Source organism: Enterobacter sp. 4974935 (genome assembly GCF_058661735.1).
Genome location: NZ_JBZWGT010000003.1, coordinates 4,588,428 through 4,600,887, shown reverse-complemented (window position 1 = coordinate 4,600,887; position 12,460 = coordinate 4,588,428). Strand labels below are relative to the sequence as shown.

Here is a 12,460-nt window from a genome sequence, read left to right as displayed (position 1 = left end):
AGTTCTTCTGAAGTGACAAGCACTAAATACAAAAAACTTTTCGTTCGCTCACTTTTCAAACTCAACGCTTATTTAACCCGCGAATCGTCCGTTAAACGTGCAATTTCACGGGCAAAACTGGCCACTTGATCCCAGTCGGTATAAACCACTTCTTTACGCGTATCCGTTTCCCCGCCCGTCATCTTCATGATCAGGCGGATCATAAAGCGGTCATACCAGCGGTAACGCGGGTAACGCAGCGCGCCCGCAAAGACAGAACAGATATCGGGCTGCCATGGCGAGCTCAGCAAAAACTTACGCGTATAGCTGTTAGTCTGCGGTGTACGCTTCTCTGCTTTACGGGCAACCAGGTTGACCGAGTAAAACGCGCCGGGCAGCTTAGCGAGCTCCGCCGTATGCTTTTTCACAAAGCGATCCAGCGCCGGATGGAAATGACCGTAACGAATTGAAGCGCCAATGACCACACGGTCGTAATCCTGCCAGGCAAGCTGTTCAGTGCGATTCAGGTTCACCACATCAGAATAAATGCCCAGCTCTTTGAGTTCAGAAGCCAGATATGAAGCAATCTCACGCGTTTGCCCATCACGCGTTGAGAATAGAATTAACGTTTTCACCAATGTCTCCTTACTCACGCCAGAATGTTGGGGTAAACAGCACCAGCAGCGTAAAGACCTCAAGACGACCAAACAGCATATTGGCGATTAAGATCCACTTTGCCACCGGGTTCATACTGGCGAAATTATCCGCCACGACACCCAGCCCCGGCCCCAGGTTGTTTAACGTTGCCACCACAGAGGCGAAGGCAGAGAAATCATCCACGCCCGTGGCGATAATCGCCAGCATACTGACAATAAAGACCAGCGCATAAGCGGAGAAGAATCCCCACACCGCTTCGAGGATACGCTCCGGCAGTGCACGATTGCCCAGCTTGATGCTGTAAACCGCATTCGGGTGGACGAGACGTTTAAGTTCACGGTTCCCCTGCTTGAACAGCAGCAGAATACGGATCACCTTCAGGCCGCCGCCCGTCGACCCGGCACAGCCGCCGATAAACGCAGAGCACAACAGCAGCACCGGCAGGAACAGCGGCCAACGCGCAATACTGTCCGTGGTAAAACCGGCGGTTGTCGCCATCGATACCACCTGGAAGAAGGCCTGGTTCAGGGTCGTGACCGCCGAGTTATAGACATCGTGGAACCACAGTACCAGGGTACAGATGATCACCAGGGTCAACTGGACGCCAATAAACATCCGGAATTCCGGGTCGCGCCAGTACACCTTCAGGCTCCGTCCGCTAAGCAACGAGAAGTGTAGACCGTAGTTACAGCCTGAGATCAGCAAAAAGATGGCAATGATGGTATTGATCGTCGGGCTGTCGAAGTACCCAACGCTGGCATCGTGGGTGGAGAACCCGCCGATAGCGATAGTGGCAAAGCTGTGCCCGATGGCATCAAACGCAGGCATCCCGGCAAACCACAGCGCCAGCGCGCAGGCCACCGTCAGCAGGACATAAATAAGCCAAAGGGTTTTCGCCGTCTCCGCAATACGCGGGCGCATCTTGTTATCTTTCAACGGGCCAGGCATTTCAGCCCGGTAAAGCTGCATCCCCCCGACGCCCAGAATCGGCAGGATAGCCACCGCCAGCACGATGATCCCCATACCGCCGAACCACTGGAGCATCTGCCGGTAAAAGAGAATTGCATGCGGGAGTGAATCCAGCCCCACAAGCGTGGTGGCCCCGGTGGTCGTTAATCCGGAGAACGATTCAAAAAACGCATCCGTGACGGTGAGATTCGGTTGTTCAGAGAAGATAAACGGCAGCGCACCCACGCTTCCCAGTACCGTCCAGAACAGGACCACGATCAGAAAACCCTCCCGGGATTTCAGTTCACCTTTCTCACGGCGGTTTGGCCACCACAGCAGGGAGCCAATCGTCAGCGCGACAAAAAAGGTTTGCGTAAATGCACGCCCCGCGCCGTCCCGGTAGATGAGCGCCACCAGTCCGGGAATGATCATTGTCCCGGAGAAAAGTATGACCAGCAATCCAACGATTCGGGTAATGGCACGAAAATGCATCTCTGCCGCTTCCTTAGGTATTCAAAATTGTGAGGTGGGGATTATTCTTCAATCGGCAGTAATTGCAATGAACCGCGACTAAAATCAGCGAGTTTTGCTGAAAAAGCAGCCAGTTCCGCCTGAGGAAGCGCCACGCGTAATTGCACCATTGCCTGATAATCACTGTGTGCGATGACGCCGTTAAACTGTTTAAGCAGTGCTTCGATACCCGATAGCTGGGCGTAATCGCATAACAAAGTATATTCCGTAAGTGGCGTTTTGCGGGTTGTTATCAGCAGATTAAGCGCCTGCTGGACACCCCCTCCGTAGGCTTTAACCAGCCCTCCGGTGCCTAACAAAATGCCCCCGTAGTAGCGGACCACGACGGCGGTGATTTCACCCACGCAGCTGCCCATCAACTGGGATAGCATCGGTTTTCCGGCCGTACCCGCCGGTTCACCGTCGTCAGAAAACCCGAGCTGCTGTGAGTCGTCTGGCGGCCCTGCGACCCACGCCACACAGTGATGGCGGGCATCGGGGTGCTGCGCGCGGACGGACTCGACGAACGCCTTCGCCGCCTCCACGCCGTCAGTATGCGCCAACAGCGTGATAAAGCGGCTTTTCTTGATTTCCTCAACAAAGGTGACCGGCTCGGCCGGTATCAGCCAGCTTTCCATCAGGCCAGCTTCAGATCTCGCGTCATGTTCTCAATGCTGTTCTCGTGAATAACCACGTTATCCTCGATACGAATGCCGCCAAACGGCTTCAGCGCTTCAATTTTCTCCCAGTTGAAGTGCTTGCTGAACTGCCCTTCCCGCCACGGCGCCAGCAGGGATTCAATAAAGTAGATGCCCGGCTCAATGGTCAATACCATACGCGGCGCCAGAACGCGGGTGCAGCGCAGATAAGGATATTTAGACGGTGCCGCCAGGTGCGTACCGGTATCATCCTGCATAAAGCCAGCGACGTCATGAACCTGTAAACCCAGCGGGTGGCCGATACCGTGCGGCATAAATGGCCCGGTCAGATCGTTCTCAACCATCGCCTCTTCGCTCATGTCTTTGACAATCTGATGCTTACGCAGCAGTTTAGCGATGCGCTGATGGAACTGGATGTGATAATCCACGTAGCTGGTTCCGGCCTTCATGGTGCCAATCAGCGCCAGCTGTTCGTCGTTCACGTCTTTGATCAATTGCGCAAAATCAGTATCCGCATTCGCCGCCCAGGTACGGGTCAGGTCTGCCGCATAGCCATTGTACTCAGCCCCCGCGTCCAGCAGGAAGCTGCGCATCTCAGCCGGAACCTGATGATCCAGTTTGGTGTAGTGCAGAACCGAGGCATGTTCATTCAGCGCCACGATGTTGCTGTACGGCACGTCGGTATCGCGGTGGCCGGTCGCCGTCAGGTAGGCCTGATTGATATCGAACTCGCTCATACCGGACTGGAACGCTTCGTGCGCCGCACGGTGGCCATTCACCGCCGTTTTTTGCGCTTCACGCATGCAGTAAAGTTCGTAGTCGGTCTTGTAGGCGCGATAGTAGTGCAGATAATCCAGCACGCCTTTCGGGTTGAGTTTATCTGCCGGAATATCCAGACCCAGCGCACGCTCAGGAACCGGACCAATGTAGCCGATGTTCCCCCGCGCCGCTGGCAACTGGCTGCCAATGCCGTCTGCTTTTGGCAGCGCAATCACGTCAATTTCTTCGGTCCAGAATGAGGTCGGCAGCGGCTCCACGTTGTGCCAGTAATCGACCGGCAGGTAGAACCACAGTTTCGGCTTGTTCACGCCATCCACCAGCAGCCAGCAATTTGGAACCTGCGTGACAGGCACCCAGGCTTTAAACTGCGGGTTAACCTTGAAGGGATAAGCGTGGTCATCAAGAAAAGTATTCATCAACTCGCCGGAGTGGATCAGCAGGGCATCCAGCTTGAAGCGGGCCAGTACATCGCGGGTACGTTCCTGTAGGGTAACGATATGATTTTTATAAAGCGAAGCCAGTGAGTCCATCATTCTTCCTTTCGTTTTTTTGACCTCAAGTCATCGCATCTTAGCACACCTCACTCCGGCTGCGTGATTTCCACCGACCGTGATCAGCGCAGCAATTTCTTAATGACTAATTTGCATTTTATTAACATAAATTCCACACTCCGTTTCATCTGGTATGACCAGATCCAATTGCTGGATTCAGGAGACCGACATGCTCTACAAAGGCGACACCCTGTACGTAGACTGGCTGGAAGATGGCATTGCCGAACTGGTGTTCGATGCCCCCGGCTCAGTGAACAAGCTTGATACCGCGACGGTGGCCAGTCTTGGCCAGGCGTTGGATGTACTTGAAAAGCAATCAGATTTAAAAGGGCTGCTGCTGCGCTCCAACAAAGCGGCCTTTATCGTTGGCGCGGATATCACCGAATTCCTGTCGCTGTTCCTGGTGCCCGAAGAACAGCTGAGCCAGTGGCTGCACTTTGCGAACAGCGTCTTTAATCGTCTGGAAGATCTGCCTGTCCCGACCCTTTCTGCCGTTAACGGTTACGCGCTGGGCGGCGGCTGCGAATGCGTGTTAGCCACTGATTACCGTCTGGCGACCCCAGACCTGCGCATCGGCCTGCCGGAAACCAAACTGGGCATTATGCCGGGCTTTGGTGGCTCGGTGCGTATGCCGCGCATGTTGGGTGCCGACAGCGCGCTGGAAATCATTGCCGCAGGTAAAGATGTCGGCGCGGAACAGGCGCAGAAAATCGGTCTGGTGGACGGCGTGGTTAAGCCTGAAAAACTGATTGAAGGCGCTGTAGCCATTCTGCGTCAGGCGATTAACGGCGATCTCGACTGGAAAGCCAAACGTCAGCCAAAGCTGGAGCCGTTGAAGCTCAGCAAAATTGAAGCCACCATGAGCTTCACCATCGCCAAGGGCATGGTGATGCAGACGGCGGGTAAACACTACCCGGCGCCGATCACGGCGGTGAAAACCATTGAAGCGGCAGCCCGTCTGGGCCGTGATGAAGCCCTGAAGCTGGAAAACCAGAGCTTTGTCCCGCTGGCGCACACCAACGAAGCCCGCGCGCTGGTTGGTATCTTCCTTAACGATCAGTTCGTGAAGGGCAAAGCCAAACAACTCACCAAAAACGTTGAAACGCCAAAACACGCGGCGGTACTCGGCGCGGGCATTATGGGTGGCGGCATCGCCTACCAGTCTGCATGGAAAGGCGTGCCGGTAGTGATGAAAGACATCAACGAGAAATCCCTGACGCTGGGCATGACCGAAGCGGCCAAGCTGCTGAATAAACAGCTTGAGCGCGGCAAAATTGACGGTCTGAAGCTTGCAGGCGTGATCTCCACCATCCAGCCAACGCTGGAATACAGCGGCTTTGAGCGCGTGGACGTAGTGGTTGAAGCGGTCGTTGAGAATCCGAAAGTCAAAAAAGCAGTGCTGGCCGAAACGGAAGAGAAGGTGCGTCCTGAGACCGTACTGGCCTCCAACACCTCCACTATTCCTATCAGCGAGCTGGCAAGCGTGCTGAAGCGTCCGGAAAACTTCTGCGGAATGCACTTCTTTAACCCGGTGCATCGCATGCCGCTGGTCGAAGTGATCCGCGGGGAAAAAACCTCCGACGAAACCATCGCCAAAGTGGTGGCGTGGGCGAGCAAGATGGGCAAAACGCCAATCGTCGTTAACGACTGCCCGGGCTTCTTCGTTAACCGCGTGCTGTTCCCGTACTTCGCCGGTTTCAGCCAGCTGCTGCGCGACGGCGCAGACTTCCGCAAAATCGACAAAGTGATGGAAAAACAGTTCGGCTGGCCGATGGGCCCGGCGTACCTGCTGGACGTTGTCGGCATCGACACTGCCCATCACGCGCAGGCGGTGATGGCGGCGGGCTTCCCGCAGCGCATGCAGAAAGATTATCGCGACGCCATTGACGCCCTGTTCGACGCCAACCGCTTTGGGCAGAAAAACGGTCTGGGCTTCTGGCGCTATAAAGAAGACAGCAAAGGCAAACCGAAGAAAGAAGAAGATCCGGCGGTGGATGGCCTGCTGGCCGACGTCAGTCAGCCAAAACGCGACTTCACTGACGATGAGATCATCGCCCGGATGATGATCCCGATGATCAACGAAGTAGTGCGTTGCCTCGAAGAAGGCATTATCGCCAGCCCGGCAGAAGCGGATATGGCGCTGGTGTACGGCCTCGGCTTCCCTCCGTTCCACGGCGGCGCGTTCCGTTGGCTGGATACGCTCGGCAGCGCTCGCTATCTCGATATGGCTCAGCAATATCAGCACCTCGGTCCGCTTTATGAGGTGCCGGAAGGTCTGCGTAACAAAGCGCGCCATAACGAACCCTACTATCCAGCAGTTGAGCCAGCCCGTCCGGTTGGCACGCTGAAAACGGCTTAAGGAGTCACAATGGAAAAGGTTGTCATTGTTGATGCAATTCGCACCCCGATGGGCCGTTCAAAAGGCGGTGCATTCCGTAACGTGCGTGCGGAAGATCTCTCCGCGCACCTGATGCGTAGCCTGCTGGCGCGTAACCCGGCGCTGGACCCTGCTGCGCTGGACGATATTTACTGGGGCTGCGTCCAGCAGACGCTGGAGCAGGGTTTCAACATCGCCCGTAACGCGTCTCTGCTGGCGGAGATCCCGCATTCGGTTCCGGCGGTCACCGTCAACCGTCTTTGCGGTTCGTCGATGCAGGCGCTGCACGACGCGGCACGGATGATCATGACCGGCGATGCGCAGGCCTGTCTGGTGGGCGGCGTGGAGCACATGGGCCACGTGCCGATGAGCCACGGGGTCGATTTCCATCCGGGCATGAGCCGCAACGTGGCAAAAGCCGCCGGTATGATGGGCCTGACCGCCGAGATGCTCTCCCGTCTGCACGGCATCAGCCGTGAAATGCAGGATGCCTTTGCCGCGCGCTCGCATGCCCGCGCCTGGGCCGCCACGCAGTCTGGTGCCTTTAAAAATGAGATCATCCCAACCGGCGGTCACGACGCAGACGGCGTACTGAAGCAGTTCAGCTACGACGAAGTTATCCGTCCTGAAACCACTGTTGAAGCGCTTTCTACCCTGCGTCCGGCGTTTGATCCGGTCACCGGTACGGTCACGGCGGGCACCTCGTCTGCCCTGTCCGATGGTGCCGCCGCCATGTTAGTGATGAGCGAAAGCCGCGCCCGCGAATTAGGCCTGACGCCACGCGCCCGCGTGCGTTCGATGGCAGTCGTGGGCTGCGATCCTTCCATCATGGGTTACGGTCCGGTCCCGGCGTCAAAACTGGCGCTGAAAAAAGCGGGGCTGAGCGCAAGTGATATCGACCTCTTTGAGATGAACGAAGCGTTTGCCGCGCAGATCCTGCCGTGCATTAAAGATCTGGGGCTGATGGATCAGATCGACGAGAAGATTAACCTCAATGGCGGCGCGATAGCCCTCGGTCACCCGCTGGGCTGCTCCGGGGCGCGTATCAGCACCACGCTGATCAACCTGATGGAACGCAAAGATGCCCAGTTCGGACTGGCGACGATGTGTATCGGGTTGGGTCAGGGGATCGCGACGGTGTTTGAGAGAGTGTAAATGTAAATAAGGAAAAGTATCTTAAAGCCAATGACGTCAGAACAAGGCGGCAAGCGAGCGAATCCCGATGAGCTTACATTAGTAAGTGATTCGGGTGAACGAGCGCAGCCAACGCAGTTATGGCGCCATTGGCGAAGAGAGACAGTTTAGTTGCCGTTCTTCCCGCCTGTCAGGGGCGGGTTTTTTACATTATTGCAGCAGCGAAATATCCGCCACGCGCAGGAACAGCTCACGCAGTTTCTCAAGCATCGAGAGACGGTTAATACGCAGCTCTTTATCTTCCACATTCACCATCACCTTCTCGAAGAAGGCATCGATGACATCACGTAGCTCCGCCAGCTCCACCAGTGCTTCCTGGTAGCGACCTTCCGCGAAATACGGCTCCAGCTTGTCGCGTAGCACCACAACCTGCATCGCCAGAGAAATCTCTTCCGGCTCTTTCAGGGTTGCAGCGTTTACGCGTTCGTTCAGCGTCTCGTCGGATTTCGCGAGGATGTTGGATACACGCTTGTTGGCCGCGGCCAGCGCAGACGCCGCTTCCAGCGTACGGAAGTGGGATACCGCCTTCATACGCGCATCGAAATCTGCCGGACGGGTCGGACGACGCGCCAGCACCGCCTGAATGGTATCAACCGAGTAACCTTCGTCCTGATACCACGCACGGAAACGACCGAGCATAAAGTCGATAACATCATCCACAACCTTCGCGTTGGTCAGCTTATCGCCGTACAGACGGACCGCTTCTTCGGTCAGCGTTTGCAGATCGAGATTGAGGTTCTTCTCTACGATGATGCGCAGCACGCCCAGCGCAGCACGACGCAGCGCAAACGGGTCTTTGTCGCCTTTCGGATGCTGACCGATACCGAAGATACCCGCCAGGGTGTCCATCTTATCGGCAATCGCCACGGCGCAGGCAACCGGGTTAGACGGCAGATCGTCACCGGCAAAGCGCGGCTGATACTGCTCGTTCAGGGCCACAGCCACGTCTTCCGCTTCGCCGTCATGACGCGCGTAGTGCATGCCCATCACGCCCTGGGTGTCGGTAAATTCGAACACCATGTTGGTCATCAGGTCGCACTTGGAGAGCAGGCCCGCGCGGGTAGCGTGGTTAACGTCGGCGCCAATTTCACGGGCAATCCAGCCGGACAGCTCCGCGATACGGTCAGTCTTGTCGCGCAGCGTACCCAGCTGCTGCTGGAAGAGTACGGTTTGCAGACGCGGCAGGTTATCTTCCAGACGTTTTTTACGGTCGGTGTTGAAGAAGAACTCGGCGTCCGCCAGACGTGGACGCACCACTTTCTCGTTACCGGAGATAATCTGGCTCGGATCTTTCGATTCGATGTTCGCGACGAAGATGAAGTTTGGCAGCAGCTGGCCGTCGTTGGCGTAAACCGGGAAGTACTTTTGGTCACCCTTCATGGTGTACACCAGCGCTTCAGCCGGAACGGCCAGGAATTTCTCTTCGAATTTCGCGGTCAGCACAACCGGCCATTCGACCAGAGAGGTCACTTCTTCCAGCAGGCTATCGCTCAGATCGGCATTACCGCCAATTTTGCGCGCCGCTTCTTCGGCGTCAGCTTTGATTTTGGCTTTACGCTGTTCGTAGTCAGCAATGACCTTACCGCGCTCCAGCAGGATCTGCGGGTACTGATCAGCATTGTCGATGGTGAACTCCGGCTCGCCCATAAAGCGGTGGCCGCGGATCACGCGATCGGACGCCACGCCCAGAATGGTCGCCGGAATAACGGTATCGCCCAGCAGCAGGGTCACGGTGTGAACCGGACGCACAAAGTGAACGTCAGACGCGCCCCAGCGCATCAGCTTAGGAATCGGCAGCTTAGCCAGCGAGGTCGCAATCATATCTGGCAGCAGCGCTTCCGCGCTTTCGCCTTTCACATGGGCACGATACAGCAGCCATTCACCTTTGTCGGTGGTCAGACGTTCGGCCTGATCGACGGTGATACCGCAGCCGCGCGCCCAGCCTTCAGCCGCTTTGCTCGGCTTGCCTTCCGCGTCGAACGCCTGGGCAATGGCCGGGCCACGTTTTTCAACTTCGCGATCCGGCTGAGACGCCGCCAGATTTGCCACTTTCAGCGCCAGACGACGCGGTGCAGCAAACCACTCAATTTTACCGTGCGCCAGGCCAGCGTTATCCAGCTCAGCAGTGACGTTCGCAGCGAAAGATTCAGCCAGGCTGCGCAGGGCTTTTGGTGGCAGCTCTTCAGTGCCGATTTCCACCAGGAAAGTTTTCTCAGACATGGCCGCCTCTTATTTGTTTCGGTTGCACATCGGGAAGCCAAGGGCTTCACGGGACGCGTAGTAAGCTTCAGCAACGGCTTTGGTCAGGGTACGAATACGCAGAATGTAGCGCTGACGTTCAGTCACGGAGATCGCTTTGCGGGCATCCAGCAGGTTGAAGCTGTGGGCAGCCTTCAGAATACGCTCGTAGGCAGGCAGAGGCAGCGGAGTCTCCAGCGCCAGCAGCTGCTGGGCTTCTTTCTCGTACTGCTCAAAGCAGGTGAACAGGAAGTCCACGTCCGCGTATTCGAAGTTATAGGTGGATTGCTCCACTTCGTTCTGATGGAACACGTCGCCGTAGGTGGTTTTACCCAGCGGGCCGTCACTCCAGACCAGGTCGTAAACGCTGTCTACGCCCTGAATGTACATGGCCAGACGTTCCAGACCATAGGTGATTTCGCCGGTGATCGGTTTACATTCCAGACCGCCAACCTGCTGGAAGTAGGTGAACTGGGTCACTTCCATGCCGTTCAGCCACACTTCCCAACCCAGACCCCAGGCACCCAGCGTTGGGTTTTCCCAGTTATCTTCCACGAAACGAATGTCGTGAATGGTCGGATCCATACCCAGCTCTTTCAGTGACCCGAGGTACAGTTCCTGAATGTTGTCGGGTGATGGCTTAATCACCACCTGGAACTGATAGTAGTGCTGCAAACGGTTCGGGTTTTCGCCGTAACGGCCATCGGTCGGACGACGGGATGGCTGAACATAGGCGGTCGCCATCGGCTCTGGCCCTAACGCGCGCAGGCTGGTCATCGGGTGTGAGGTGCCTGCGCCAACTTCCATGTCCAAAGGTTGAACAATGGTGCAGCCCTGACGAGCCCAGTAATCCTGTAAGGTCAGGATCAGGCCCTGGAAGGTCTTGGTATCAAACTTTTGCATAGTATTTCGTGCTGGATACGTGTGGTTTTAAATGGAAGGGATCAGTATACCCGCTGGCTGCAAGATATACAGTACGAAACGGGGTTGTTTAGGGAAAATTGGGGAATAAGCCCTACAGCCAGAACCTGCGAAGGCTCTGGTTGCTGCTTATACGAGCAATTTAGCGCATTGAGAGATGTAAAAACTGGCCGTCTGCATCAAAAGAGCAGACAAAGCCCTCTTTACGCGCCGTATAGCCTTTCAGTTCATAGCTGCCCTGAAAGCGCTCGAAGCCGTTAATATGAATTTTCTGTGCTTCGGAATTATAGCGGTGAGCCGCCTGATCCCTGCACAGCTGTTCCATATTCAGGGAACGCTCCGGGCTCATTTTCCCCTGCTGCGCTTTTTGGACTGGAGCCTCCTGAGAAGCACTGCACCCTGCTAATAAAAGCAGCAGAAAGAGTGACGCCCCACGCTTCATCATCATTTTTATTACCGCCCTGGTCAGTGGCTGTTATTTTTAGTAGCAACACGTTTATAGATTAATGTTCAACATTCTGCGAATCTCGCCAGCTCCCGACAAGACAGCCTGGTTAAACTCAGAATTTTCCAAGGGAAAAGTTTTACGCAATCGCAGTCACACTTTCTTTATCAGGAATACAGAGGAACTGATGCAGTCAAAAATTAACTGGATTGATAACCTGCGGGGAATAGCCTGTCTGATGGTGGTGATGATCCACACTACGACCTGGTATGTCACGAACGCGCACAGTATCAGCCCTGTTAACTGGGATGTCGCCAATATTCTGAACTCAGCCTCACGCGTGAGCGTCCCGCTGTTCTTTATGATTTCCGGTTTTCTCTTTTTTGGCGAGCGTAGCGCGCAGCCGAGACATTTCATCCGTATTGTCTCCTGTTTGCTGTTTTACAGCGCCATTTCGCTGCTCTATATCATCCTGTTCACTTCAATTAATGCTGAACGTTCCCTGCTCAATTTGTTGCAAAAACCGGTGTTCTATCATCTGTGGTTTTTCTTCGCGATAATGGTTATCTATCTGGTTTCGCCGTTAATTCAGGTAAAAAACGTTAGCGGTAAAATGCTGCTGGCCTTGATGGTAATAATCGGGATCGTGGCAAACCCGAATACCGTCTCACAGAAAATTGATGGCTTTGAATGGCTGCCCGTTAACCTCTATATCAACGGCGATACGTTTTATTACGTGCTGTACGGCATGCTGGGGCGCGCCATCGGCATGATGGAGACGCAAAAGAGAGGAATAAACTGGCTTTGCGCGGCAGCATTTATCGCCGGTGTGTTTATTATCTCTCGAGGGACGCTGCACGAGCTGCAATGGCGCGGAAACTTTGCCGATACCTGGTATCTCTACTGCGGGCCGATGGTCTTTATCTGCGCGGTTTCGCTGCTGACCCTGTTTAAAAACACCCTGAATGCCCGCCCGCTTCCGGTGCTGGGGTTTATCTCTCGCCACTCGCTGGGCATTTACGGTTTTCACGCGCTGGTGATCCACGCCCTGCGCACCCGCGGCGTTGAGCTTAAAAGCTGGCCGGTGCTGGATATTGTCTGGATATTTACCGTTACGCTGGTTGTCAGCCTGCTGCTCTCAATGCTGCTGCAACGCATCGATACACGCAGGTTTGTGAGCTAACCCGGTTGAAGGCTGGCA

Annotated in this window: 10 protein-coding genes; 3 read left to right on the top strand and 7 right to left on the bottom strand. The window is 55.5% G+C overall.

The genetic code is table 11. The features are described 5' to 3' along the window. Positions 1-68 precede the first annotated feature (68 nt). The 4 genes from hemG to pepQ are packed head-to-tail and all read right to left on the bottom strand — an operon-like array spanning position 69 to position 4,063. Positions 69-614 (bottom strand): menaquinone-dependent protoporphyrinogen IX dehydrogenase, encoded by a 546-nt coding sequence (hemG, locus tag AC4OVS_RS23175; RefSeq protein WP_023298846.1) that lies wholly within the window; start codon positions 612-614, stop codon positions 69-71. A gap of 10 nt (positions 615-624) precedes the next feature. Continuing rightward, positions 625-2,076 (bottom strand): Trk system potassium transporter TrkH, encoded by a 1,452-nt coding sequence (gene trkH, locus AC4OVS_RS23170; RefSeq protein ID WP_022649737.1) that lies wholly within the window; start codon positions 2,074-2,076, stop codon positions 625-627. A gap of 41 nt (positions 2,077-2,117) precedes the next feature. Continuing rightward, on the bottom strand, positions 2,118-2,732 hold the full coding sequence (locus tag AC4OVS_RS23165; RefSeq protein ID WP_491922749.1) for an IMPACT family protein: 615 nt from the start codon (positions 2,730-2,732) through the stop codon (positions 2,118-2,120). Then, the gene (pepQ, locus tag AC4OVS_RS23160) at positions 2,732-4,063 is read right to left on the bottom strand and encodes a Xaa-Pro dipeptidase (RefSeq protein ID WP_022649738.1); all 1,332 of its coding nucleotides are present in this window, start codon (positions 4,061-4,063) and stop codon (positions 2,732-2,734) included. Before pepQ ends, AC4OVS_RS23165 begins: the two co-directional genes overlap by 1 nt. A gap of 190 nt (positions 4,064-4,253) precedes the next feature. On the opposite strand from pepQ, the gene fadB reads away from it, so the two are divergent. Together fadB and fadA are read left to right on the top strand one after the other, a co-directional pair. Then, positions 4,254-6,443, top strand: a complete 2,190-nt coding sequence (gene fadB / locus AC4OVS_RS23155; RefSeq protein ID WP_023298848.1) for a fatty acid oxidation complex subunit alpha FadB — start codon at positions 4,254-4,256, stop codon at positions 6,441-6,443. Positions 6,444-6,452: 9 nt separating this feature from the next. Then, positions 6,453-7,616 carry an acetyl-CoA C-acyltransferase FadA gene (fadA, locus tag AC4OVS_RS23150; protein ID WP_000416981.1) on the top strand — a complete coding sequence of 388 codons (1,164 nt, stop codon included), beginning with the start codon at positions 6,453-6,455 and terminating at the stop codon, positions 7,614-7,616. 189 nt (positions 7,617-7,805) lie between these two features. Here fadA and glyS read toward each other — a convergent pair whose 3' ends face one another. The 3 genes from glyS to AC4OVS_RS23135 all read right to left on the bottom strand — a co-directional run bounded on the left by glyS (position 7,806) and on the right by AC4OVS_RS23135 (position 11,262). Continuing rightward, the gene (gene glyS / locus AC4OVS_RS23145) at positions 7,806-9,875 is read right to left on the bottom strand and encodes a glycine--tRNA ligase subunit beta (protein ID WP_022649741.1); all 2,070 of its coding nucleotides are present in this window, start codon (positions 9,873-9,875) and stop codon (positions 7,806-7,808) included. Positions 9,876-9,884: 9 nt separating this feature from the next. Beyond that, positions 9,885-10,796 carry a glycine--tRNA ligase subunit alpha gene (gene glyQ / locus AC4OVS_RS23140; RefSeq protein WP_003860141.1) on the bottom strand — a complete coding sequence of 304 codons (912 nt, stop codon included), beginning with the start codon at positions 10,794-10,796 and terminating at the stop codon, positions 9,885-9,887. Between the two features lie 160 nt (positions 10,797-10,956). Then, on the bottom strand, positions 10,957-11,262 hold the full coding sequence (locus AC4OVS_RS23135) for a YsaB family lipoprotein (protein WP_022649742.1): 306 nt from the start codon (positions 11,260-11,262) through the stop codon (positions 10,957-10,959). A 184-nt stretch (positions 11,263-11,446) separates the two neighbouring features. Here AC4OVS_RS23135 and AC4OVS_RS23130 point away from each other — a divergent pair, with 184 nt between their 5' ends. Beyond that, positions 11,447-12,442, top strand: coding sequence for an acyltransferase (locus tag AC4OVS_RS23130; RefSeq protein ID WP_022649743.1), 996 nt, complete (start codon positions 11,447-11,449; stop codon positions 12,440-12,442). The last annotated feature ends 18 nt before the right edge of the window (positions 12,443-12,460 follow it).